25 protein-coding genes and 1 tRNA gene are annotated in these 23,596 nt (G+C 68.9%); 15 read left to right on the top strand and 11 right to left on the bottom strand.

Translation table 11 applies throughout. The features are described from left to right. Window positions 1-53 precede the first annotated feature (53 nt). From ACIPV2_RS04065 to argS, 3 genes are all read right to left on the bottom strand, one after another. Window positions 54-371, bottom strand: coding sequence for a GIY-YIG nuclease family protein (locus ACIPV2_RS04065; protein ID WP_400838753.1), 318 nt, complete (start codon window positions 369-371; stop codon window positions 54-56). Between the two features lie 372 nt (window positions 372-743). After that, window positions 744-1,511, bottom strand: a complete 768-nt coding sequence (locus tag ACIPV2_RS04060) for a DUF2993 domain-containing protein (RefSeq protein ID WP_400838751.1) — start codon at window positions 1,509-1,511, stop codon at window positions 744-746. Between the two features lie 4 nt (window positions 1,512-1,515). Beyond that, window positions 1,516-3,180 carry an arginine--tRNA ligase gene (gene argS / locus ACIPV2_RS04055; protein ID WP_400838749.1) on the bottom strand — a complete coding sequence of 555 codons (1,665 nt, stop codon included), beginning with the start codon at window positions 3,178-3,180 and terminating at the stop codon, window positions 1,516-1,518. A 186-nt stretch (window positions 3,181-3,366) separates the two neighbouring features. On the opposite strand from argS, the gene ACIPV2_RS04050 reads away from it, so the two are divergent. Genes ACIPV2_RS04050 through ACIPV2_RS04030 form a run of 5 tightly spaced genes read left to right on the top strand, consistent with a single transcriptional unit; the run spans window position 3,367 to window position 8,535 of the window. After that, on the top strand, window positions 3,367-4,293 hold the full coding sequence (locus tag ACIPV2_RS04050) for a MurR/RpiR family transcriptional regulator (protein WP_400838747.1): 927 nt from the start codon (window positions 3,367-3,369) through the stop codon (window positions 4,291-4,293). Between the two features lie 58 nt (window positions 4,294-4,351). Continuing rightward, a complete protein-coding gene (gene ngcE / locus ACIPV2_RS04045; RefSeq protein WP_101187094.1) occupies window positions 4,352-5,770 on the top strand; it encodes an N-acetylglucosamine/diacetylchitobiose ABC transporter substrate-binding protein in 1,419 nt (472 codons plus the stop codon). Next, a complete protein-coding gene (locus tag ACIPV2_RS04040) occupies window positions 5,767-6,789 on the top strand; it encodes a carbohydrate ABC transporter permease (RefSeq protein ID WP_400838744.1) in 1,023 nt (340 codons plus the stop codon). Before ngcE ends, ACIPV2_RS04040 begins: the two co-directional genes overlap by 4 nt. Further along, on the top strand, window positions 6,786-7,706 hold the full coding sequence (locus ACIPV2_RS04035; RefSeq protein ID WP_400838743.1) for a carbohydrate ABC transporter permease: 921 nt from the start codon (window positions 6,786-6,788) through the stop codon (window positions 7,704-7,706). Before ACIPV2_RS04040 ends, ACIPV2_RS04035 begins: the two co-directional genes overlap by 4 nt. Window positions 7,707-7,740: 34 nt before the next feature. Further along, a complete protein-coding gene (locus ACIPV2_RS04030) occupies window positions 7,741-8,535 on the top strand; it encodes an SGNH/GDSL hydrolase family protein (RefSeq protein WP_400838741.1) in 795 nt (264 codons plus the stop codon). Here the strand turns inward: ACIPV2_RS04030 and ACIPV2_RS04025 are convergent, their stop codons facing one another. The 6 genes from ACIPV2_RS04025 to ACIPV2_RS04000 all read right to left on the bottom strand — a co-directional run bounded on the left by ACIPV2_RS04025 (window position 8,536) and on the right by ACIPV2_RS04000 (window position 12,016). Continuing rightward, complete coding sequence (locus tag ACIPV2_RS04025) at window positions 8,536-9,066, bottom strand: DUF488 family protein (protein WP_400838739.1); 531 nt, start codon at window positions 9,064-9,066, stop codon at window positions 8,536-8,538. After that, window positions 9,066-9,281 carry a DUF2945 domain-containing protein gene (locus ACIPV2_RS04020; protein WP_400838737.1) on the bottom strand — a complete coding sequence of 72 codons (216 nt, stop codon included), beginning with the start codon at window positions 9,279-9,281 and terminating at the stop codon, window positions 9,066-9,068. Before ACIPV2_RS04020 ends, ACIPV2_RS04025 begins: the two co-directional genes overlap by 1 nt. A 76-nt stretch (window positions 9,282-9,357) precedes the next feature. After that, window positions 9,358-9,430, bottom strand: a tRNA-Arg gene (locus ACIPV2_RS04015). A 92-nt stretch (window positions 9,431-9,522) separates the two neighbouring features. Next, window positions 9,523-10,383 (bottom strand): CPBP family intramembrane glutamic endopeptidase, encoded by an 861-nt coding sequence (locus tag ACIPV2_RS04010; protein WP_400838736.1) that lies wholly within the window; start codon window positions 10,381-10,383, stop codon window positions 9,523-9,525. Then, entirely contained in the window at window positions 10,380-11,105 is a 726-nt protein-coding gene (gene trmB, locus ACIPV2_RS04005; RefSeq protein ID WP_400838734.1) for a tRNA (guanosine(46)-N7)-methyltransferase TrmB, read from the bottom strand. Before trmB ends, ACIPV2_RS04010 begins: the two co-directional genes overlap by 4 nt. A gap of 71 nt (window positions 11,106-11,176) precedes the next feature. Next, the gene (locus ACIPV2_RS04000; RefSeq protein ID WP_400838732.1) at window positions 11,177-12,016 is read right to left on the bottom strand and encodes a DUF3097 domain-containing protein; all 840 of its coding nucleotides are present in this window, start codon (window positions 12,014-12,016) and stop codon (window positions 11,177-11,179) included. Window positions 12,017-12,138: 122 nt separating this feature from the next. Here ACIPV2_RS04000 and ACIPV2_RS03995 point away from each other — a divergent pair, with 122 nt between their 5' ends. The 4 genes from ACIPV2_RS03995 to ACIPV2_RS03980 all read left to right on the top strand — a co-directional run bounded on the left by ACIPV2_RS03995 (window position 12,139) and on the right by ACIPV2_RS03980 (window position 16,306). After that, window positions 12,139-14,166 carry a TPM domain-containing protein gene (locus ACIPV2_RS03995; RefSeq protein WP_400838730.1) on the top strand — a complete coding sequence of 676 codons (2,028 nt, stop codon included), beginning with the start codon at window positions 12,139-12,141 and terminating at the stop codon, window positions 14,164-14,166. A 75-nt stretch (window positions 14,167-14,241) separates the two neighbouring features. Continuing rightward, a complete protein-coding gene (locus ACIPV2_RS03990) occupies window positions 14,242-14,982 on the top strand; it encodes a PspA/IM30 family protein (RefSeq protein ID WP_101187439.1) in 741 nt (246 codons plus the stop codon). A 56-nt stretch (window positions 14,983-15,038) separates the two neighbouring features. Further along, window positions 15,039-15,845 carry an arginase family protein gene (locus ACIPV2_RS03985; protein ID WP_400838727.1) on the top strand — a complete coding sequence of 269 codons (807 nt, stop codon included), beginning with the start codon at window positions 15,039-15,041 and terminating at the stop codon, window positions 15,843-15,845. After that, a complete protein-coding gene (locus tag ACIPV2_RS03980; RefSeq protein ID WP_400838725.1) occupies window positions 15,842-16,306 on the top strand; it encodes a Fe-S oxidoreductase in 465 nt (154 codons plus the stop codon). Before ACIPV2_RS03985 ends, ACIPV2_RS03980 begins: the two co-directional genes overlap by 4 nt. Here the strand turns inward: ACIPV2_RS03980 and ACIPV2_RS03975 are convergent. After that, window positions 16,285-16,746: an SIP domain-containing protein gene (locus ACIPV2_RS03975; RefSeq protein WP_400838723.1), complete on the bottom strand. Its 462-nt coding sequence runs from the start codon at window positions 16,744-16,746 to the stop codon at window positions 16,285-16,287. The genes ACIPV2_RS03980 and ACIPV2_RS03975 overlap by 22 nt on opposite strands. Window positions 16,747-16,801: 55 nt before the next feature. Beyond that, complete coding sequence (locus ACIPV2_RS03970) at window positions 16,802-17,506, bottom strand: tyrosine-protein phosphatase (protein ID WP_400838721.1); 705 nt, start codon at window positions 17,504-17,506, stop codon at window positions 16,802-16,804. A 188-nt stretch (window positions 17,507-17,694) separates the two neighbouring features. Here ACIPV2_RS03970 and ACIPV2_RS03965 point away from each other — a divergent pair, with 188 nt between their 5' ends. Genes ACIPV2_RS03965 through ACIPV2_RS03940 form a run of 6 tightly spaced genes read left to right on the top strand, consistent with a single transcriptional unit; the run spans window position 17,695 to window position 23,589 of the window. Further along, complete coding sequence (locus tag ACIPV2_RS03965) at window positions 17,695-18,606, top strand: alpha/beta fold hydrolase (RefSeq protein ID WP_400838719.1); 912 nt, start codon at window positions 17,695-17,697, stop codon at window positions 18,604-18,606. Between the two features lie 31 nt (window positions 18,607-18,637). Beyond that, window positions 18,638-20,164 carry an ABC transporter substrate-binding protein gene (locus tag ACIPV2_RS03960; RefSeq protein ID WP_400838717.1) on the top strand — a complete coding sequence of 509 codons (1,527 nt, stop codon included), beginning with the start codon at window positions 18,638-18,640 and terminating at the stop codon, window positions 20,162-20,164. Further along, window positions 20,161-21,114, top strand: coding sequence for an ABC transporter permease (locus ACIPV2_RS03955; protein WP_400838715.1), 954 nt, complete (start codon window positions 20,161-20,163; stop codon window positions 21,112-21,114). Before ACIPV2_RS03960 ends, ACIPV2_RS03955 begins: the two co-directional genes overlap by 4 nt. After that, window positions 21,114-21,980: an ABC transporter permease gene (locus tag ACIPV2_RS03950; RefSeq protein WP_400838713.1), complete on the top strand. Its 867-nt coding sequence runs from the start codon at window positions 21,114-21,116 to the stop codon at window positions 21,978-21,980. Before ACIPV2_RS03955 ends, ACIPV2_RS03950 begins: the two co-directional genes overlap by 1 nt. Then, window positions 21,977-22,780, top strand: coding sequence for an ABC transporter ATP-binding protein (locus ACIPV2_RS03945; RefSeq protein ID WP_400838711.1), 804 nt, complete (start codon window positions 21,977-21,979; stop codon window positions 22,778-22,780). The genes ACIPV2_RS03950 and ACIPV2_RS03945 overlap by 4 nt, the downstream gene beginning before the upstream one ends. Next, on the top strand, window positions 22,777-23,589 hold the full coding sequence (locus tag ACIPV2_RS03940; protein ID WP_400838709.1) for an ABC transporter ATP-binding protein: 813 nt from the start codon (window positions 22,777-22,779) through the stop codon (window positions 23,587-23,589). Before ACIPV2_RS03945 ends, ACIPV2_RS03940 begins: the two co-directional genes overlap by 4 nt. The last annotated feature ends 7 nt before the right edge of the window (window positions 23,590-23,596 follow it).

The raw sequence follows: 23,596 nt of genomic DNA, 5'->3' as shown, positions 1-23,596 counted from the left end.
CCTGCCGAAGGGCCCGCACACATGGGCCCCTGAGCCTGCCGAAGGGCCGCTTCTCACTGATCGGCACCGCCGCCATCCGTACGAGAACGAGATAGCGACGGAAGCTCATCCGCCCGCCCCTCAATGAGCGCCAGCTTCTTGCGCCGACTCCAGCCCTGCACCTGCTTCTCCCGTGCGAAAGCGGCGTCGACCGTCGGGTAGTCCTCGGCGTACACCAGCTTCACAGGGCGTCTCTTCCGGGTGAAAGCGGCGGAGTGCACGTCGTCGAAATTGTGCTCCCAGACGCGTGCGGCGACATCGCCGTTCGTGCTGCCGGTGTAGTACGCGCCGTCAGCGCACTCGAGAATGTACATCCAAGGCATGAGCCCCATGTTCGTGCCTTTGCGGCGCCATCGCGGACGGCCTGTGGATAACCGACGGCGATCGCCCTTCGACAGGCTCAGGGACCCAAGGTTGGAGCGGGCCAGAGACACAAGGCGGCCCTTCGGCAGGCTCAGGGACCCAAGGTGGGGCGGGCCAGGTGTGACGCAGAGAGACAGGGCGGCCCTTCGACAGGCTCAGGGACCCAAGGTCGGGGCGGGCCAGCGGGCCTTCGACAGGCTCAGGGACCCAAGGTTGGAGCGGGCCCTTCGGGAGGCTCAGGGACCCAAGGTCGAGGCGGCCCTTCGGCAGGCTCAGGGACCCGAGGTTGGCGCGGGCCAGCGACCCTTCGGCAGGCTCAGGAACCCAAGGTCGGGGCGGGCTCAGGAGCGCGGGCAGGTGCCGGGGTCGAGCAGGGCCTGGTCGACCGCAATCCGGCCGTCGGCGGCGATGTCGGCCACGGCCCTGCTGCCCTCGATGCGCAGTCCGGTCAGCGTGATGCCGGCGGGGAGGCGGTCGGCGATGCAGATGCGCTGCGGCTGAGTGATCGCCGCGCCCGCTAGGCCTGCCAGCCCCGAGACCGCGTCCAGATCGACCGCTGTGCCGTTGACCATGAGCGAGACGGGAGTCAGCAGCAGGTCGCCGTCCTCGGCTCCCGGGGTGACGGTGAGGCCGACGGGGATCTGCCGCCCGAACAGCTCGAGTTCACCCTCGACGGTCGCGTTCGGCGCCATGAGGGCGATGCGGGTGATGGGCAGCTGTGAGGCCGCGAGCAGGGAGCCGAACTCGTCCTGGTCGATCGCGACGGTTCCCTTCGCCGCCCCGAGGGCGCCGCCTGAGACCGGCACGTCAGTGGCGGTGACGCGCGCGGAGCCGGTGATGCCGCCGATCGTCACCTCATCGGATGCGAGCTTCACCTCGTCGAGCGTTCCGGAGATCAGCTGCGGCAGCAGGATGCCCGGCGTCTGCACCTCGAGCTGCTGATCGGCCGGCAGATCGAGGTTCGAGATCACGAGCGAGCGGATGGTGTTCGGCACGACCGCTCGTGCGACGAGCTCGCCGGCGGCGACGAGCGCCGCGAGCACCAACACGATGACGAGCACGACCCAGGGCCAGCGCGGTCGACGCCGGACGGCTGTCGTGTTCGTCATGCCGTCACATCCTCTCGGGGGCTGAGACTCCCAGCAGGTCGAGGCCGTTGCGCAGCACCTGACCGGTGGCGTCGTTCAGCCACAGACGGGTGCGGTGCACCGGTTCGATCGGGTCGTCGCCCTTCGGGATGACGCGGCAGCTGTCGTACCAGCGGTGGTAGAGACCAGCGAGCTCCTCGAGGTAGCGCGCGATGCGGTGCGGCTCGCGCACCTCCGCGGCGAAGGCCACCAGTCGGGGGAACTCCTGCAGGGCGCCCAGCAGGGCGGCCTCGGTCTCATGGGTGAGCAGCTCCGGTGCGAACTCCGAGCGGTCGACCCCCGAATCGGCCGCGTTGCGCGCCACGTTGTGCGTGCGGGCGTGGGCGTACTGCACGTAGAACACCGGGTTGTCGTTCGTCCGCTTCTGCAGCACGTCCAGGTCGACGTCGAGGTTGGAGTCGGCGCTGCTGCGCGTGAGCGCATAGCGGGCGGCATCCACCCCTACGATCTCGACCAGGTCCTCCAGGGTGACCACCGTGCCGGCGCGCTTGGACATGCGCATGGGGTGCCCGTCCTTGACGAGGTTCACCATCTGGCCGATGAGGATCTGGAGGTTGACCCCTGGCTCGTCGCCGAAGGCCTCGCACATCGCCATGAGGCGCCTGACGTACCCGTGGTGGTCGGCGCCGAGCATGATGATGCAGCGGTTGAAGCCGCGCTCGCGCTTGTCCAGGTAGTAGGCCAGGTCCCCGGAGATGTACGCGGGGTGCCCGTCGGACTTGATGACCACGCGGTCCTTGTCGTCGCCGAACGCCGTGGTGCGCAGCCAGAGAGCGCCGTCGGCCTCGAACATGTGACCGAGCTCGGTGAGCTTCTCCACGGCTCGACCGACGGCACCGGAGGTGTGCAGGTCGTTCTCATGGAAGTACACGTCGAAGTCGACGCCGAAGTCGTGCAGGCTCTTCTTGATCTCATCGAACATGAAGCCCACGCCGAGCTCACGGAAGGCCTCCTGCCTGGCATCCGGGCTGAGGCTGCCGAGGTCACCCTGGTATGCATCGACGACACGCTGGGCGATGTCGGCGATGTAGGCGCCGCCGTAGCCGTCCTCTGGGGTGGGCTGACCCTCGTAGGCCGCGATGAGGCTCCGAGAGAAGCGGTCGATCTGCGCGCCGTGGTCGTTGAAGTAGTACTCCTTGGTGACCTTCGCCCCCTGAGAGGAGAGGATGCGGGCGAGCGCGTCGCCGACTGCGGCCCACCGAGTGCCACCGAGGTGGATCGGGCCGGTGGGGTTGGCCGACACGAACTCGAGGTTGATGATCTCGTCGATGCGCGAGTCGTTGGTGCCGTACGCGTCGCCGGCGTCGACAATGGTCTTCGCGAGGGCGCCCGCCGCGCCCGCCTCGAGACGGATGTTGATGAACCCGGGGCCGGCGATCTCGACGCCCTGGATGCCATCGGTCTGCGTCAGGCCATCCGCGATCTGCTGGGCGAGCTCACGCGGGTTGGAGCCCAGCCGCTTGGCCACGCGCATTGCGATGTTCGTCGACCAGTCGCCGTGGTCGCGGTTGCGCGGACGCTCGAGCACGATGTCCGAGGCCTCGACGCCGAGCTCGTCATCCGGTCGCAGCGCGGCCGCGATGGGGGTGAGGACGGCGAGGACTGCGGCGGAGAGGGCTTGAGGGTTCATAGGAGGCCAAGTCTACGGCCCGCGGGATCACCCGCCGGAATCCGGGGGCGGATGCTGCCGAAGACGTTCGTGACTCATTCGTGACGTTGTCATGTTTGACGTTTTCGTCGCATGAGAATAGTTTTCAGTGCAACGGGGATCCCGGACGAGAGTTCACGCTCTCGCCCCCCGAACAACCTGGAGGCAATGGTGCCACGGACCCGCGACATCGCAAACGGCCTGACGATCGCACGACGCATCGCAGACCGTCGTCGCGCCATGCCGGCGGCGATGAGCCGGATCGCCGACGTGGTCGCCCAGTACCCGGCTGCTCCGGTCGAGATGACGATCACAGAACTCGCCGATCGCGCCGGCACCTCGGCGGCCACCGTCACCCGCTTCTGCCGTGCGCTGGGCTTCGACGGGTACACGCAGTTCCGCGTGGGAGTCGCCACCGAGATCGGTCGGGGGGATGTCGAGGAGAGCTGGCAGGCCGACATGGGCCGCGAGCTGAGCGCGTCCGACGAGCCGGGCAAGATCCTGCAGACGCTGCTGGGCCTGCACGTCGAGAGCCTGCAGAGCACGGCGGCCGGCCTCGACCTCGACGCGGTGCTGCGCGCCGCAGACGCCATCACGGCGGCCCGTCATGTCGACATCTACGGCGTCGGCGGAAGCGGGGTCATGGCTCGCGAGTTCCAGAGCCGGCTCTACCGCATCGGCGTCAACGCGCACAGCTGGTCGGACGTGCACGAGGGTCTGACGAGCGCCGTGCTGCAGGACCAGGCATCCGCCGCGATCGGGATCTCCAGCACGGGCCGCACGGAGGAGACGGTGCAGATGCTCTCGCAGGCCCACTCCGCCGGCGCCTTCACCGTCGCCATCACCCACGACAGCGACTCCCCCCTCGCCGCACTCGCCGACATCTCCCTCGCCACGGCGGAACCCACCGACTACCTGCGCCCGGACGACCTGTCGATCAAGCACTCGCAGCTGCTCGTGCTCGATCTTCTCTACGTGCTGGCCGCCCAGCAGACCTTCGGCGAGGCGGCCACCCGTCTTGCCGCGAGCGCGATGGCCGTGGCTCCGCACCGGCGCGCCCCCCGCGCCCACCGGCCCGATCCCAGCGTGCCCTGAGCTCACCGAAGATCCCGAACCCGAATAACGATTCACACCCACAACGGAAGGTAATGAGATGGACATCAAAGACGCATCCATCAGCCGTCGCAACCTGCTGCGCGGCGCAGCAGCCGCAGCGCTGCTGCTGCCGTTCGGCGCCACCCTCGCCTCGTGCGCAGCTCCCGGCGGCGGTGGCGGCGGCTCCGGCCCGGCCGGCGAGGTGACCGCCGACAACCCCTTCGGCGTCGCGGCCAACTCCAAGGTCGACGCGGTCATCTTCAACGGCGGCTACGGCATCGACTACGTCGAGCAGTCGGCGAAGCTCATGGAGGGCAACAAGAAGCTGGACGGCGTTTCCGTCAAGGTCTCGTCGTCCACGAAGATCGCGCAGGAGCTGCAGCCGCGCTTCGTCGGAGGCAACCCGCCGGACCTCATCGACAACTCCGGTGCGAACTCCATCGGCTGGAACACGATCATCGACCAGCTCGAGGAGCTGGACGATGTCCTCGAGGCGGACAACCTCGAGGGCACCAAGATCAGCGACACGCTCTTCGGCGGCGTCAAGGCTCCCGGCACGTTCGACGGCAAGTTCGTCGCACTGAACTACGTCATGACCGTGTACGGCATCTGGTACTCGTCGAGCCTGTTCGAGGAGAACGGCTGGACCGTGCCGACGACGTGGCAGGACCTGAAGGAGCTCGGCGCGAAGGCCAAGGAGAAGGGCAAGTACCTCTTCCTGTGGGGCAAGGAGGCTGCGACCTACTACAACACGATGGTCGTCGACTCCGCCGTCATCCAGGCCGGCGATGACTTCCGCATCCCGTTCGAGAACCTCGACCCGAAGGCCTGGTCGCACCCGGCGCTTCAGAGCATCCTCGAGATCCTGCACGAGCTGATCGCCTCCGGCTACGTCAAGCCCGGTGGCGCCGGCACGCAGTTCACGCAGGCGCAGGCGCAGTGGAGCCTCGATCAGGAGGCGCTGCTGTACCCGTCGGGGTCGTGGATCGAGAACGAGATGAAGAAGACCACGGCGGAGAACTTCAAGATGAAGGGCTTCGCGGAGCTTCCCCTCGACGACAGCCAGACCACGCCGAAGGGCACCATGCGCGCCGAGGCCGGCGAGCCGTTCATCGTCCCCTCCAAGGCGAAGAACCCGGCCGGCGGCAAGGAGCTGCTGCGCACGATGCTCTCCAAGGAGTCCGCCACCGCGTTCGCCAAGAGCAAGCTGGCCCCGACGATCGTCAAGGACACCGTGCCGGCAGACGGCTTCGGGTCGACCGCGCTGGTGTCGCAGTCGGAGATGCTCTCCGCGGCCGGCGACAACGTCTTCACGATCATGTCGACGAACCTGTACGGCATGAACAGCGACCAGCTGCCCATCTGGAACTCGTTCCTGGACGGCAAGATGTCGGTCGCTGAGCTGACCAGCCAGCTCCAGGCCATCGTCGACAAGATCCGCGAAGACAGCTCCATCAAGAAGATCGAGATCAAGTGAGCTATTCCACCGTCAGCGGTGGACCGGGGCTTGAGACGGCCGCGGTCACCGCAGCCCAGGCGGGGCGGCGCAAGCCGTCCCGCCTCGGGCGGCGCAAGCTGACCTTCGACTACGTCTCGTTCCTGCTCGTGTTCCTCGGCCTGCCCGTCGCGATCTTCATGGTCTTCGTGATCTCGCCGTTCGTGCAGGCCCTCTACTACGCCATGACGAACTGGACCGGGTTCTCCGCGACCATGGACTTCGTCGGCATCGACAACTATGTGCGCCTGCTGCAGGACGCGACGTTCATGCAGGCCATGCGCAACAACATCCTGCTGGCGATAGTGGTACCCCTGATCACCATCGTCATCGCCCTTGTCTTCGCCAGCATGATCACCGTCGGCGGCCCGAGCCACGGTCAGGTCCGCGGCCTTCGAGCATCCAGCTTCTACCGCGTGGTGTCGTTCTTCCCGTACGTCATCCCCGCCATCGTCATCGCGATCCTGTGGAACATGATCTACGCTCCGACGGGCCTGTTCAACGGCATCCTCGGCCTCTTCGGGATCGACCCCGGCGGCTTCGCCTGGCTCGGCGACGAGCGCACCGCGATGGGCGCGACGATCTTCGTGATCGTCTGGAGCATGGTCGGCTTCTACATGATCCTGTTCATCGCCGCGATCAAGGGCATCCCCGGCGAGACGCTGGAGGCCGCGCGCATCGACGGCGCCGGGCGGTTGCGCACGGTCACCTCGATCCTGCTGCCGCAGATCCGCGACAACGTGCAGACCGCCTACATCTATCTCGGCATCATGGCTCTTGACGCCTTCGTGTACATGGCCGGCCTGAACTCGACAGGCGGCCCGGGCAACAGCACGCTCGTCATGAGCCAGTACCTGTTCCGCACGGCATTCGAGAAGGGCCAGTTCGGGCTCGCCACGGCGATGGGCGTCGTGCTCGCCGTCATCACCCTGCTCTTCGCCGCGCTCGTCATCGGCGTGTTCCGCCTCATCGGCGGCAGAGACGAAGGAGGTCGCTCATGAGCGTCACCGATACCCGCGCCGCGGTCACCGTCAACAGCGATGGCGCCCCAGCGCACAGGCAGTCTCCGAAGCGGAACGTGAAGTCCACGGCGAGCGACAAGGTGGTCGGCGGCGTCTCGCACGTCGTGATGGGCCTGTGGGCGGTCGTCGTGATCCTCCCGATGCTGTGGACGCTGATCGGGTCGTTCAAGACGACGAGGGAGATCTTCGCGTCGCCGTTCGGGCTGCCCGCGGTCTGGAACTTCGACAACTACGTCAGCGCCTGGGTCGACAACAACTTCGGCCGGATGTTCGTGAACACGGTGATCGTCGTCGGCGTCTCACTGGTGCTGGTGATGGTGCTCGGCGCGATGTGCGCGTACGTGCTGGCGAGGTTCTCGGTTCCCGGCAGCAAGGTCATCTACTACCTGATGCTCGCCGGGCTCACGTTCCCGATCTTCCTCGCGATCGTGCCCCTGTTCTTCATCCTGCAGGGCATGGGTCTGCTGAACAGCCTGGCCGGCCTGATCATCACCTATGTGGCGTTCGCGCTGCCGTTCACGGTGTTCTTCCTGTTCTCGTTCTTCAAATCGCTGCCGTACGAGATCCAGGAGGCCGCCTACGTCGACGGGGCGAGTGAGTGGCGCACGTTCTTCCAGATCATGCTGCCGATGGCGAAGCCGGGGATGGCCGCCGTCGCGATCATGAACTTCCTGGGCCTGTGGAACCAGTTCCTGCTGCCGATCTCGCTGAACACCGACACCGACAACTACGTGCTCTCGCAGGGAATGGCCGCCTACGCCTCATCGGCCGGCTATGCCCTGGACTTCGGGCAGATGTTCGCCGCCGTGATGATCACGATCATCCCGGTGATGATCGTCTACATCCTCTTCCAGCGCCAGTTGCAGGGCTCGGTGTCGCAGGGCACCTCGAAGTAGCAGCATCCGCCACCAGGTCGCTTACGCTCTTCTCATGACCCTGCACCCGCCGACCCGACGGCGCCGCACGGCCCTCGCGATCGGATGCGCCCTCGCGGTGGCGCTCGCCGTCACGCTGGGCATCTCCCGTCCCTGGCTGCCCCCGGCGGAGACCGCGCCGGTCGCCGCGGCCGACAACGGCCTTTCCGCCGCAGCCCTCACCCTTCCCGACGACCCCGAGGTGCTCGTCTTCGGCGACTCGTGGACGTACGGCTCGGCCGCGACCGTGCCGACGGACGGATACGCGTATCGCCTGGCGAGGCTCATCCCCGGCGACACCGTCGTTCGCGGGGTGCGCGGCAGCGGCTACCAGCGCCCCGGCATCGACGGGCCGGACTTCCTCACTCGCGTCGCCGAGCTGGAGACGTGGATCGATCCCGACCTGATCATCCTGCAGGGGTCGATCAACGATCGGCTCTCGGATGCGGCCGCGTACCCCGCCGCGGTGAATGCGGTGTGGGATGCCATGGTCGCGAGGTACCCCGGGGTGCCCATCGTGATCCTGGGGCCGGCGCCGCACGAGCTGCCCGTCGGCGCGTCGACGGCGCGCATCGACCGCGACCTCGCCGGTCTCGCCGCGGCGCGCGGCTGGTGGTACATCTCCCCCGTGCAGGAGAACTGGATCACCGACGCGAACTATCTGGAGCTGATCGACGTGGGCGCAGGTCGCAGGCATCCGTCCGACGCCGGTCACGCCTACCTCGCCGAGAAGGTCGACGCGGCGCTCGAGCGCTTCACCACAGCGCCGGTGACCGCGGCGGACGAGGCGAAGCCCGAGCCCGCCAAGTAGTCAGTCCGCAGACGGGTACTCGACCACTCCGTCTCTGACCACGGCTCCCGGTGTGAGCGACGCCTCGGCGACTCTGCCGTCCGGCATCAGATGACCGACCTCGATGTCGCGTGCGAGCAGATGGTCGGCGATGATCCGCCGATGACAGCGCCACCAGACCGCTTCCGAGCACATCACCGCGGCCCGGCCAGCGACGCTGTCGTCGACCGACAGCAGCTGCTCGATGCCCTCCGCGAAGTCGCCGCTCAGCGCGTAGTCGGCGTAGTTGTGGAAGCTGCGGTTGCGCCACACCCCGTTGACCTCGTCCGGGACCTGACGCTGCAGGTTGCGGCGACCACCCAGCTGCTCGATGCGCAGATACCGGATGCCGTGCTCGGGCAGCGACGCGGCGAGCGCGTCCGCGTTGAACCACGGGTACCGGTTCGACCCCGGCAGACGTCGCACGTCGATCAGCGCGCCCACCTCGGCGGCGCGCAGCAGCTCGGTGAACTCGTCCAGCGGATGGGTGGAATGGCCGACGGTGAGGATCATCAGTCGTCGAGCAGGGTCAGGGCACTCCCCTTGTGCGCCGCGACGTGGTCGGTCTTGTCGCTCTTGACCTCGTACTGCGGCTCATCGTCGCTGGCGCGACGGGCGTGGCCCTTGTAGCCGAAATCGGACGTGTGCACCTTGATGATGCGGCCGCGCACTCGCCCCGCCTCCGAGTTCCAGCTGACGTGCTCTCCGACCTTGTACTGTCTCGTCATTCCGGCGCTCCTCTCGAGGATCCCGCTGCCGGAGACGAGAGAAGACCGCCCGGTGGGCGGTCTTCTTCTGAATACGTGCCCCCGACAGGAATCGAACCTGCGACCTACGGTACCGGAAACCGGCGCTCTATCCGCTGAGCTACGGAGGCGTACCGGTCGAGCCTACCAGTTGCGCACCCCGCGGAATGCACGCGCAGCACGGCGTCGGCGGGGTGCGCGAAGACTGTCCGGTAAGCAAGCGTCAAACGAGGAAGAACGGCAGCAGTCCCGGGTTGTGCGCGTGCACGAGCACCGCGAACACGACGGCGTCGAAGAGCAGGTGAACGGTGACGACGTAGGCGAGCGAGTGCGTGCGCAGGAAGATCCAGCCCTGCAGCAGCGCGAACGGGATGGTGAGCACCGGACCCCAGGCCCGGTAGCCGAGCTCCCACAGGAAAGACACGAACACGATCATCTGCAGCACGTTCGCGCTCAGCGCCGGCATGTGCCGACGCAGCAGCGCGAAGACGGTGCAGATGAAGAACAGCTCGTCCCAGATGCCGACCGCGCCGACACCGACGAACAGCCGGGCGATGAGGTCGGGAGAATCGACGACCGGCCAGTTCTGGTAGACGCCGCTGGTGATGAAGTAGTACGGCAGGATCAGCCAGCCCAGCGCGAGCACGGCGACGAGCCACGCCCACTGCCAGCGCGCCCAGCGCCGGCGTGTGCGCCAGGGGAAGGAGATCGCCCGGTCGCGGAACGCGAAGCGCGAGAGCAGGTACGGCACGAGCACCGCTCCCCCGAGCGCGAGCGTGAACCGCACCATCGACAGGTCATCGAGCTGCGCCTCGAGCGAGATCGCGTGCACGATGAGCATGCCGATTCCGATCAGCGACAGATCCCGGGTCAGCGAAGGCGCATCTCGCTCGCCGCTCGCCCGGTCAGGACGATGTCCGACAGACACCGCTCGCCTGGCGGCGCGTTCGAGGAGCGCCGCGATGCCGATCCCGGCGGCGAGCAGCAGCCAGCCTGCCCACGTCCAGCCGAGCACGAAGAAGGCCGGAGCAGCAGCGCAGACCAGCGCCGCCGGTGGGATGCTGTGCCAGGCGGTCTTCGTCACACCCGCGGCACCCGGCGGTAGGTCAGGTCGCGGATCTCGCGTCCCTTGGCGATGCCCTTGTGCTCGAAGGCCGTCATGACGCGACCCTCGAAGCGCTCGGCCCACTCGCCCTCGAACGCGCGCTCGAACTCGGGCGCCTCGTCGAGCACCTCGCGCATCTGCTGCGCGTAGTCCTCCCAGTCCGTGGCCAGGCGCAGCAGCCCGCCATCGGCGATCGCCCGGGCGGCGGTCGCGGGGAAGCCGGGACGGATCAGACGTCGCTTCGTGTGGCGCTTCTTGTGCCAGGGATCGGAGAAGAAGATCCACACCTCGGATGCTGACCCCTCGGGCAGGTATGTCGAGAGCACTTCCGGAGCGTTCGCCTCGATCAGGCGCAGGTTGCGCACGCCGGCGGCTGCGGCGTCGAGCATGGTGCGCGCGAGCCCCGCGCGGAAGACCTCCACGGCGAGGAAATCCGCTTCGGGTGCCGCGGATGCTGCCGCGATGATGGCGTGGCCCTGACCCGAGCCGATCTCGACGATCAGCGGCGCCTCGCGCCCGTACTCTCCCGCGACATCGAGGCGTGCATCGGGATGCACCGAGGTGAACGCCACGTCGCGCGGGACATCGAGCAGGTAGAACGGGGCGTGCTCCTCGAACGCCCGCTCCTGCGCCTCGGACATGCGGCCGCTGCGGCGCACGAACGAGACCGGCTCATCACGGAAGGTGCGGGGTTCAGGCATCCCTCCAGGGTACCGGCGCGCTTCGACAGGCTCCGCGCCCCGTGTTGACGGGATGCCTCGCGAGCGGCCGCTCATTGCGCGGGCGCCGTGACGAAGTCGATCAGCTCCTCGACGCGGCCGAGCAGCGCCGGCTCGAGGTCGCGATAGGTGGTGACCCGCGAGAGGATCCGTTTCCACGCGTGGGCGATGTCGGCCTGGTCGTCCGCCGGCCAGCCGAAGGCGCGGCAGATGCCCGTCTTCCAGTCGGTGCCGCGCGGGATCTCAGGCCAGGCGCGGATGCCCATCGCCGCCGGCGTCACGCACTGCCACACGTCGATGTAGGGGTGCCCGACGATCTTCAGATGCCGGCCGTGCGGGCCGCGCATGATCTGCTCGACGATGCGCGTCTCCTTCGATCCGGGCACCAGATGGTCGACCAGCACGCCGTAGCGGCGGCTGGCCGACGGCGGTGACTCGGCGAGCAGCTCGTCGAGCAGGTCGAGACCCTTCAGGTACTCGACGACGACGCCCTCCACCCGCAGGTCGGAGCCCCAGACCTTTTCGACGAGCTCGGCGTCATGGCGCCCCTCGACGAGGATGCGGCTGGGCAGCGCCACCCGGGCCCGGTCGTCGGCGACGGCGAAGGACCCGGATGCCGTGCGGCGCGGCCCCGACTGCTTCGCGACGGGCACGACCAGCTTCACCGGCTTGCCGTCGATCATGAACCCGCCGCCCAGCGGGAAGCTGCGCCGACGGCCCTTCCAGTCCTCGAGCTCGACCATGCCCGCCTCGACGCGGGTGACCGCGCCGCAGTAGCCGTCCTGTGCGACCTCGACGACGAGATCCTTCGAGGCCGGCACCTCGGTCGCCTTGGCGAAACCGCGCTGGCGCCAGCCGTCGGTCAGCACGTCGGAGCCGTACATATCGTCCATGCCTTCCAGCGTATGCGTCTGCGCTGACGGCGAACGGCGAACCCGCCGTGAGTGCTGTCGCCGGTTCGGCCCAGTGCATAGACTCGTGCCATGGTGCACGCCTGCCGGCCGGAGGGAACGCTATGACGAAACGGTGGCGGACCGCAGCCGCGGTCCTGCTCGGTGTGCTGGTGGGGGCGCTGTCGCTGAGCACGGCATCCGCGACCGACCCCGGAGAGCTCGACGGGCAGATCACCGATCGCAGCGGCGTCATCTCCGCCTCCGACCGGGCGGATGCCGAGGCGACCCTCGACCGGCTTCGCGACGAGGCGGGCATCGATCTCTTCTTCGTGATGGTGCCGCAGTACACCTCGCCGGAGGATCCCGCCGAATGGACGACCCGCACGGCGCAGGGCAACGGCTTCATCGACACGCAGTACCTCATCTCGGTCTCGACCGAGGGGCGCAACTACACGATGTACCGCCCCGATGCCGGGCAGATGAGCGTCGAGCAGCGCGATGAGATCCTCGCCGCCATGCGACCGGATCTCTCGAACAGCGACTTCAGCCACGCCGTGGTAGCCGGCGCAGATGAGGCCTACGACATCTTCGTGCTCGCACCTCAGCGTGCGGCCGAGCAGCAGCAGCGCGCTGCGGCGATCGCCGCACGGACAGCGGTCGTCGTCGGCATCGTCGTGGTGGTCATCGTCGTGATCGTCGTGATCGTGCTGCTCATCCGCCGCGCGCGCAAGCGCGCCGCGGAGAAGGCCGAGCGGCAGGCGCAGCTGGCCGAGCTCGGCAGGCAGGCGAACATCGCCCTGGTGCGCACCGACGACCTCGTGCGCACCAGCGAGCAGGAGATGGAGTACGCCCGCGCGCAGTTCGGCGACGAGGTGATCGGTCCCTTCGTGCTCGCGCTGCAGACATCGCGCACGAACCTCGATGAGGCGTTCTCTCTGCAGCAGAAGCTGGACGACGAGATCCCCGACACCGACGAGCAGCGAATCGAGTGGAACCAGCGCATCCTGCAGCTGTGCTCGGAGTCGACCCAGGTGCTCGAGGAGCGCAAGAACGAATTCGACGAGCTGCGCGAGCTCGAGCAGAACGCTCCGGCTGCACTCGAGAACGTGCGTCGCCTGCGCGCGTCAGCCGGCGCGGAGATCGAACGAGCCGATCGGATCCTCGCCGACCTCGCCGCTGTCTATGCGCCCACCGCGATCGCACCCGTCTCCGACAACACGGCCGAGGCCCGCTCGCGGATGGTGTTCACCGACGAGCGCATCCGGGAAGCCGACGCACTGATCGCTGCGGGCGAGACCGGCGACGCCGCCGTCGCCGTGCGCGCGGCGGAGGGTGCCGTCCAGCAGGCGACCCAGCTCGAAGACGCGATCGAGAAGCTGCAGACCGATCTGCAGGCGGCGGACAAGCGGGCTGCAGCGCTGATCTCCGAGCTGAACGCCGATGTGCAGACGGCCCGCTCCCTTCCCGATCCTCAGGGTGGCATCGCTCAGGCCGTGGCTGGCACGCTGCAGGGCATCCAGCGGGCGCAGGCGATGCTCGGTCCGTCCGGACGCGAGCCCCTCGACGCCCTGCGGGTGCTCGAAGCCGCCAACGCGTCGATAGACGCGGTGATCCAGCACGGTCGCGACGAGCAGGCCAGGATCGACCGCGCTCTGAGCATGCTCGGCGACGCAGTCCAGCGCGCCGCGGTCCAGATCTCCACCACGGAGAGCTTCATCCTCAATCGCCGCGGCTCGATCTCGTCGACCGCCCGCACGAGGCTCGCCGAAGCGCAGGCGACGCTCGACCAGGCCCGCTCGATCGCACGCGTCGACCCTGTCGAAGCCCTCGCGCTCGCGCAGCGGGCGGATGCGCTGGCGTCGGAAGCCATCCGGATCGCGCAGAGCGACTACTCCGGGTTCTCCGGAGGCGGCGGTGGCGGCGGCGACACGCTCGGCGCTCTGCTCGGCGGCATCCTCATCGGCCAGGTCACCGGCGGCCATCACGGCGGCTGGGGCGGAGGCTGGGGATCCGGAGGAGGAGGAGGCTGGAGTTCCGGCGGCGGCAGCGGCGGCGGGGGCTTCTTCGGCGGCGGTGGCGGCGGCGGCGGCTTCTCGGTCGGCGGCTTCGGCGGCGGCTCCGGCAGCAGCGGCGGCGGCGGAGCCTTCTGACCGCACGCCCGGCACACCTCTCGATACTGATACGACCATCGACCACGAAAACCTGAGAACAGCAAAGGAATGAACATGGCCAAGGAATCCATCTTCGGACGCATCTCGACTCTCATGCGGGCGAACATCAACTCCCTCCTCGACCAGGCCGAGGACCCGCAGAAGATGATCGACCAGCTCGTGCGCGACTACACGAACAACATCGCGGACGCCGAGTCGGCGATCGCGGAGACCATCGGCAACCTCCGCCTGCTCGAGCGCGATCACGAAGAGGATGTCCGCGCGGCACGCGAGTGGGGCAACAAGGCCCTCGCCGCCAGCCGCAAGGCCGACGAGCTGCGCGGGGCCGGCAACACGACCGATGCCGACAAGTTCGACAGCCTCGCCAAGATCGCTCTGCAGCGTCAGATCGGCGAGGAGCGCGAAGCACGTGCAGCCGAGCCGCAGATCGCCGCGCAGACCGAGATCGTCGACAAGCTCAAGGGCGGCCTGAACGGGATGAAGGAGAAGCTCGGCCAGCTCAAGACGAAGCGCAGCGAGCTGCTCGCCCGCGCAAAGGTCGCCGAGGCGCAGACCAAGGTGCAGGACGCCATCGGCTCGATCAACGTGCTCGACCCGACCAGCGAGCTCGGCCGCTTCGAAGACAAGATCCGGCGCCAGGAGGCCCTCGCACAGGGCAAGGCCGAGATCGCGGCCTCGTCGCTCGACGCGCAGTTCGAGAGCCTGGAGGACCTCGGTGAGCTGACCGAGGTCGAGGCCCGCCTCGCCGAGCTCAAGTCCGGCGGCACCGCGCGTCCCGCCCTCGAAGCAGAGTGATCGTCGGGGTGGATGCCGCACGGGCATCCACCCCTCCTTCTCCCCTCGGAGACACCATGACCCGCTTTCTGATCGTCCCGCAGTGGCAGGGTTCGCCGTCGGCGCGCGCCATGCTGCTCACCGACGGCGCCGCCGCCATCGCGGGCGACCTGCCGCGCCGTGACACGACGATGCTCGACGTTCCGCTCAAGGCCGGCGACTCGCTCGGCACCGGCATCCGGCGTCTGAGCGCGCTGCTGCGCACCCGCGAGCTCGTCGCAGAGCACGTCGCCGGTGCGAGCGAGCAGACCGTGGTGATCGGCGGCGACTGCAGCGTGAGCGTCTTCGCCCTCTCGGCGATCGACACCTCGGATCTCGCCGTGCTCTGGTGCGACGCGCATCCCGACCTCAACGATGCGTCCACGTCGCCGTCGGGAGCGCTCGCCGGCATGGCGCTGCGCGCCGTGATGGGTGAGGGCGAGCCGCAGCTCGCCCTGTCGCCGGGCATCCCTGCCGAGCGCCTCGTGCTGCTGGGCGCGCGCAGCATAGATGACACCGAACGGGATGCCCTGGACCGGCTGACCCTGCTCTCCGCCGACAGCCTCGGCGACAGTGCCGCGGTCGCCGAGGTCGTGCGCGCGACGGGCGCCAGCCGCGTTTGGGTGCACATCGATGTCGACGTGCTCGACCCCGCGGAGTTCGAGGGCGTCTCCGAGGCCGCGCCTTTCGGCGTGACCGTGACCGGCCTCGCGGCCGCGCTCAGGAGATTGCGTGAGGAGATCCCCCTGGCCGGCGCGACCATCGCCGGTTTCGCCCCCCGGAGTCCTGCGGACGCCGTGCTCGACCTCGGTGCGATCCTCCGTCTGATCGGCGCCGTCGCATGACGGCCGACTGGCGTGCCGAAGCGGATAGAGTGCTCGCGCGGGGGCGCCGCGTCGATCGGCTGATCCCGCCCCTGCTGCTGGACTCGCCGATCAGCCGCCTCGGCTACGCCTGGGGCACCGCTGTCGGCTGGGTGTGGGGATCACTGTGGAGCACCGGCGAGGTGCAGCGCCGGGAAGGGCTCTGGGTCTTCCGCGGCCTGCCGCCCTGGGCATTCGCACGCGGCGGTGTGTGCATGGGCGGATGCTTCCTCACCGGCGATCGCGATCCCTCCGACGCCGTGCTCAGGCACGAGGCCGTGCACAAGCGCCAGTGGCGGCGATACGGGTTCCTGATGCCGGTGCTCTATCTGCTCGCGGGGCGGAATCCGCTGCGCAACAGGTTCGAGATCGAGGCGGGCCTGGAGGACGGCGGCTACGTGCCGCGCTCACGGCGCGTCGGTCAGTCGGCAGAGAGGCCGTAACGCGAGGGAGCGTGGATCGCCTCGGCCGGCACGGCGCCGGCGGTGGTCAGATGGTCGACGATGTCGGCCGTGCTCAGCCAGCCGCCGAGCAGGATGACCTCGGTGCGCAACCCGGCGCCGGAGTCGTCGCAGAGCATCTCGTCCGCCCACGCGATCGCGGCGCGGCTGAGGGCCTCACCGGTCGCACGCGGCTGGCCGCCTCGACGCGAGCGGGGCAGCCAGGTCACGGTCATGCGCGGCGGCGCAGTGATCACGCCGATGTCGGAGGGCTCCGGCACCTCGATGAAGACTCGCCCGACCGCGCACAGCGGCAGCGTGGCGAGGGCGAGCTCGAGATCGGCGAGCGAGCGCTCGTCGGCCGTGATCAGGTGCTGCACCTGCGGTCGACGGGATGCCCGGCGTGCGGCGCGGCTGCCTGCGTACGTCTGAGGGGTGCCCATGATGCGTCCACTCTACCACCGACGTAGGGTTGCCTAACCTCACTCGGAGTCGCGATCACTCGAGGAGCGCCTCCGCCAGCGCGTGGAGTTCGGCGTCGCTCATGCCGGCGTCGCGGAGGTAGGCAGCGGCGGATCCATAGCGGCCGTCGATGTCGGCGAGCAGCCTCGCCATCACGGGAGCAGGTGACTCGGTCGCGAGCTGCACGGCGTTCGTCGCGTCGGACAGGTGCGCGCGCAGGTACTGCACGATCGCGCGGTTGCGCTCGCGAGGCAGCTGCGAGGCGGTGAGGGCGTAGTCGCCGATCACCGCATCCCGATCCGCGCCGACGGCGCTGAGAGCCAGGGCGACCGTGACGCCGGTGCGGTCCTTGCCGACCGTGCAGTGCACGAGCGTCGGCTCACCCGCCGCGATGACGCGCACCGCGTCGGCCAGTCTGGGCGCGGACTCATCGACGAGATGGCGGTACATCGCCGTGAGATCCATGTTCTGAGCGAAGAACGATCCGACCGACCCGAGAAACAGCGGGACGCGGGTGATGGGCACGCCGGTGAGAGCAGAGGGTTCACGTTCGACCTCGGCGTCGTCTCGCAGGTCGACGACGTGTCGCACACGCCCCGCGAGCACCGCCCCGCCCTCCGCGGTGAGGCCCGCGAGGTGCCCGGAGCGCAGGAGCACTCCGGAGCGCACCCGCGAGGAGCCGGCGATCATGCCGCCGACGTCGCGCAGGTTCGCCACGCCGCCCACATCGAGGACGCTCATGCGCGCACCCGGGTCCCACGCCTGCTCATTGCTCCAGCCTACGCGCGGGACGCACGGCAACCGGAAACAATCGAAATGCAGATCGACCTGATCAGTTGCTTTCAATGCAGCAAATAGCAAAGTGTTACGCGTGTGCGTCGTGCAGATTGATCTGGCATTTCTCGGCACCGCCGACGCAAGAGCAGAATATGGCCGTGGTCGAAGACACCAGCGAGTTCCGCTATCTGCCCGAGCAGGCGCAGACCCTCGGCACCGACGCGCCCCGCGCCGAGCGTATCGCGATGACCCTCCCCGATGGTCGCATCCTCAGCGCTCTGCGCTTCGGGGAAAGCGATCCCGAAGTGACTCTGCTGCACGGCGCGGGCCTCAACGCCCACACGTGGGACGCGGTCGCGCTGCTCCTCGGCCGCCCTGCCGTCGCGATCGACCTCGCCGGTCACGGCGACTCCTCGTGGCGCGATGACCTCGACTACTCCCCCGTAGTGCTCGCCGACGATGTCGCGCGCGCTCTCGAGCTCTGGGCCCCCACCCCGCAGGTGCTCGTCGGCCACTCTCTGGGCGGGCTCACCGCGCAGGTGGTCGCCGCCGAGCATCCCGAACGGGTTCGCGAGCTGGTGCTGGTCGACATCGTGCCCGGACTCGACACCGATGCGGCGCCGGCGGTGCTGCGCGAGTTCTACGCGGTCACCGACTTCGCCTCGCGCGACGAGGCGGTCGACCGCGCGCAGGTATTCGGCTTCGGCGGCAGCCGAGCCGACACCGAACGGGGCGTCTTCTTCAACACGCGCGTGCGCGACGACGGTCGTGTGGAGTGGAAGCACCACTTCGCGCGCATCATCGCATCCGCCTTCGACTCCCTGAAGGCGGAGCAGGTGGCATCCGGTGGCGCGCCCTGGGCGCAGCTGGCCGGCGTCACCGCTCCCGTCACCCTCGTGCGCGGTGAGCGCGGCTTCCTGCAGGATGCCGATGTCGCCGCCTTCACCGAGCATCTTCCCTCCGCCGCTGTCGTCACCGTCGACGCCGGACACAACGTCCAGGAGACGGCCCCCGACGCACTCGCCGCCATCGTGACCGGCGCTCTGACCCGCGGAACGCGCTGACCGCGCTCCGCACCACTTGAGAGGACGACCCTTGTCTGCTTCCCCCGCCCGGCGCTCTGTCGGATTCGCCGCACTCGGCCTCCTCGCCGTGGGCGCCCTCGCTCTCAGCGCCTGCACCCCGGCCGCAGAGCCCACGCCGTCGGCATCCGCCAAGGCCGACCCCGACGCGAGCCTCACGGTCGGTCTCGTGCTCGAGCCGACCAACCTCGACATCCGGCACACCAGCGGCGCGGCTCTCGAGCAGGTGCTCGTCGACAACATCTACGAAGGGCTCGTCACCCGCACGCCGGAGAACGACGTGGAAGAGCGTCTGGCGAGCGCGTACGACGTGTCGGCCGACGGGCTGACGTACGAGTTCACCCTCAACGAGGGGGTCACGTTCCATGACGGCACCCCGCTCACCTCTGCGGACGTCGTCGCCTCGTACGAGACGGTGAGGACGGATGCCGGTGTGCAGGGCAACGCCGAGTTCGCCGGCGTCGCCTCGATCGCCGCCCCCGATGCCCAGACCGTGACCATCACCCTCACGCAGCCCGACCAGAACTTCCTCTTCACCCTCACCGGCCCCGCCGGCCTCGTCTTCAAGAACGGCGACACGACCGACCTGAAGACCGACGAGAACGGCACCGGTCCCTTCGTGCTCGACCGCTGGACGAAGGGCAGCGCCATCAGCTTCGACCGCTACGACGAGTACTGGGGCGAGAAGGCGACGATCGGCGAGGTCGTGTTCGAGTACATCCCCGACTTCACCGCCGGGGTGAACGCGGCGCTGGATGGCACGCTCGACGTGCTGACCGCCGTCGACCCGAACCTCGTCTCGCAGCTCGAGGACACCGGCGATTTCACGATCACGACCGGTCGCACCACAGACAAGGCCACCCTCGCGTTCAACAACCGCAAGGCCCCGCTCGACGATGTCAGGGTGCGCGAGGCGCTGCGCCTCGCCGTGGATCACGAGGCGCTCGTCGAGGCCATCGGCGCGGGTCAGACGCTCTACGGTCCCATCCCGGAACTCGACCCCGGGTACGAGGATCTCAGTGATGTCGCGCCGTACGACCCCGCGAAGGCGAAGAAGCTGCTGAAGGAGGCCGGACACGAGAAGCTCGATCTCACGCTCACCATCCCGTCGTTCTACGGCACCACCGCGGCTCAGGTGCTGGTGTCGGACTACGCGAAGGTGGGGGTCTCGCTCGAGGTGAAGCGCGTCGAGTTCCCGACCTGGCTCGACGACGTCTACACGAACCATGACTACGAGCTGAGCTTCGTGCTGCACGTCGAGCCGCGCGACTTCGTCAACTTCGCCAATCCCGACTACTACTTCGGCTACGACAACGCCGAGGTGCAGAAGCTGTACGCGCAGTCGCAGACCGAGATCGACCCGAAGAAGTCCGCCGACCTGCTGAAGAAGGCCGCGCGCATCGTGTCGGAGGACCACGCGGCCGACTGGCTGTACAACGGCGCCACGCTCACCGCACACACCAGCGCCGTGGCCGGCTTCCCGACCGACTCGCTCAACTCGCGCATCGATCTCGCCGGCGTGACGAAGTCCGCGGAGTGATCCGCTACGCGCTCACGCGAGGAGCCCTGCTGATCGCAGGGCTCCTCGTGTCGAGTGCGATCATCTTCCTCACCCTGCGAGTGTTCCCCGGGGATGTCGCCCAGCTCATCGCCGGCACCCAGGCCGACCCGCAGACCGTCGCGGCGCTGCGTGAATCGCTCGGCCTCGACAAGCCGCTGCCCACGCAGTACACCGACTGGCTCGGCGGCATCCTGCGCGGCGATCTCGGCACCTCGCAGCTCAGCGGCGCGTCGGTCGGCGCCGAACTGGTCGAGAAGTCACGCGTGACCGTGCCTCTCGGGCTGATGGCGCTGGCCATCGCCCTCCTCATCGCCGTACCGTTCGGCGTGGCATCCGCTCTGCTGCGCGGCCGCGCCGGCGGCACCGCCCTCAGCTTCGGAGCGCAGGCTCTCGCGGCCGTACCCGTGATCTGGGCCGGGATGATGCTGGTCGTCGTCTTCGCGCACTGGCTCGGCTGGCTGCCCGCGCAGGGCTTCCCCCGCTCAGGATGGGCCACCCCTGCAAAGGCGATCGAATCGCTGCTGCTGCCGGCGCTGACCATCGGCATCGTCGAGGGAGCCATGCTCATGCGCTTCGTGCGCAGCGCCACCCTGCAGGCCGCCGGTCAGGACTTCGTGCGCACCGCCGCGGCGAAGGGCCTGACCCTCCGCCAGGCGCTCATCCGCCACGGCATCCCCGCCGTCGGCCTCTCGATCGTCACGGTGCTCGGTGTTCAGGTCGCCGGCATCGTCGTCGGCTCGGTGGTCATCGAGCAGCTCTTCACCCTGCCGGGCATCGGACGCATGCTCGTGGCGGACGTCGGCAACCGCGACCTGGTCAAGGTGCAGAGCGAGCTGCTGGTGCTCACCGGTTTCGTGCTGATCATCGGCTTCATCGTCGACCTCGCGCATCACGCGATCGATCCGAGGCAGAGAGCGGAGGAGAGCTGATGCCCCGCTGGCTGCGCGCGCTGCTGTCTACATGGACAGGCCGGTTCGCCGTGCTCGTCGTGGTCGTGATCGCGCTCACCGCGGTCGTCTCGGTGTTCTGGACGCCGTTCGACCCGATGCTCTCCGACGTGCGCGGGCGCTGGGCGGCGCCCGGCTGGCCGCACCTGCTGGGCAGCGATGCCACCGGACGCGACATCCTCAGCCTGATCATGGCCGGCGCCCGCACCACGGCGTTCGTCGCCGTCGGGGCAGGCGTCGTCGCCACGCTCGTCGGCGTCTCGCTGGCAGCGCTCGGCGCGCTGACGGCGAGATGGGTGCGTGAGAGCGTGGCGGTGCTGGTCGACATCCTCATCGCGTTCCCCGTGCTGATGATCGCGATGATGATCTCTGCCGTCTGGGGCGGATCGCTGTGGGTCGTCGTCTTCGCGGTGGGCATCGGCTTCGGCGTGAGCATCGCGCGGGTCACCCGCCCCGAGCTGCGGCGCGTGCAGCAGAGCGACTTCGTGCTCGCGGGCCGGGCATCCGGACTCACCGCCGGGCAGAACCTGGTGCGCCATCTGCTGCCGAACATCGCCCCGGTGTTCATCGTGCAGCTGTCCTGGTCGATGGCGGTCGCCGTGCTCGCCGAGGCCGGACTGTCGTACCTCGGGTTCGGCGCGTCGCTCACCGAGGCTTCATGGGGCACGCTGCTGGCCGATCTGCAGCGCTACATCGGCGTGCATCCCCTCACCGTCGTCTGGCCGGGCCTCGCCATCACCGTCACCGTACTGGGTCTGAACCTGCTCGGCGACGCGCTGCGCGAGGCCACCGACCCCACGCTCTCCCGCCGCGCAGCGCAGGTGCACGTCCCGGAGGTGGTCGCATGACTCTCGAGGTCGAATCGCTCGTCGTCGAGATCGACGGCGCACGCGTGGTCGACGGCGTCTCGTTCGCCGTCACGGACGGCCAGCGACTGGGCCTGATCGGCGAATCCGGCTCGGGCAAGTCGATGACCGCGCTGGCGATCCTCGGGCTGCTGCCCGAGGGGGCGCGAGTCAGCGGCAGCATCCGCTGGGACGGCACCGAGCTGGTCGGGATGCCCGACCGCGAGCTCGCCCGCCTGCGCGGCGACGAGATCGGCATGGTCTTCCAGGAGCCGCGCACCGCCCTCAACCCGATCCGCACGGTGGGCAGGCAGATCGCCGAATCGGTGCGCATCCACGAGCGGATCGGCAGAAGGGAGGCGCGCGAGCGCGCCATCGTCGAAGCGGCGCGCGTGCAGCTGCCCGACCCCGCATCCATCGTCGACCGATACCCGCACCAGCTCTCCGGCGGTCAGCGTCAGCGTGTCGCCATAGCGATGGCGCTCGCGTGCCGGCCCCGGCTGCTCATCGCCGACGAGCCCACCACGGCGCTCGACGTGACGATCCAGGCGGAGGTGCTGAAGCTGCTGCTCGGCCTCGTCACCGATCACGGCATGTCGCTCGTGTTCATCACGCACGACCTCGCGGTGCTGTCGCAGATCGCGACGCACGGGGTCGTGCTCGAGCACGGTCGCGTGGTCGAGCAGGCGCCGGTCTCGACGCTGCTCAGCGCGCCGGCATCCCCGGTGACCCAGGCGCTGCTGCGCGATGCGACCGCGACGCTGTGGAGAGCAGATGCCGATGGCGAGGGGACACGATCATGAGTCTTTCCCCCCACGACGGCCGCGGCCTCATCGTCGCCGAGGGCCTCAGCCGCAGCTATCCGGTGAGACGTCGCACGATGTTCGACCGGCCGCGAACGAGCATCGCCCTGCATCCGACCGACCTCGAGGTCGCCGAGGGCGAGTCGCTCGGCCTGATCGGCGAGTCGGGATCCGGGAAGTCGACGCTCGTGCGCCTGCTGCTCGGGCTCGATCGACCGACCGGCGGCCGGGTGCGCGTCGCCGGACGCGACGTCGACGCCTCGGCGAGCGCCAGGTCGCTGCACTGGCTGCGCAGGGAGACCGGGCTGGTGTTCCAGGATCCGTACGCGTCGCTCGATCCGCGCATGAGCGTCGGGCGGATCGTCGCCGAGCCGCTGTGGGCTCTCGACATCCCCGGCGACCACCGCGCGCGGGTGCGCGAGGTTCTCGCGCAGGTCGGCCTCGATGCCGACATGGCCGACCGGCATCCGCACGAGCTCTCCGGCGGGCAGCGCCAGCGCATCGCCCTGGCGCGAGCCATCGTGCACCGGCCCCGGATCCTCATCGGCGACGAGCCGATGTCGGCGCTCGATGTGACCGTGCGCGCGCAGATCCTCGCTCTGCTCGCCCGGCTGCGTGTCGAGGAGGGGCTGACGATGATCACCGTCTCGCACGACATCGGACTGGTGCAGCATCTCAGCGACACCGTCGCCGTGATGAAGGACGGACGCATCGTGGAACGCGGCGCCGTGGCGGCGGTGCTGCAGCACCCTGCCGAGGAGTACACGAAGCACCTGCTCGCGGCGGTGCCTGTCCTCCCGTCGGCCTGAGCGCTGT

It is taken from the genome of Microbacterium sp. NPDC089987, from assembly GCF_044748505.1.
Classification (GTDB): Bacteria; Actinomycetota; Actinomycetes; order Actinomycetales; family Microbacteriaceae; genus Microbacterium.
Note: the sequence above shows the minus strand (reverse complement) of the source record. Positions and strands in the feature narration are given on the sequence as shown.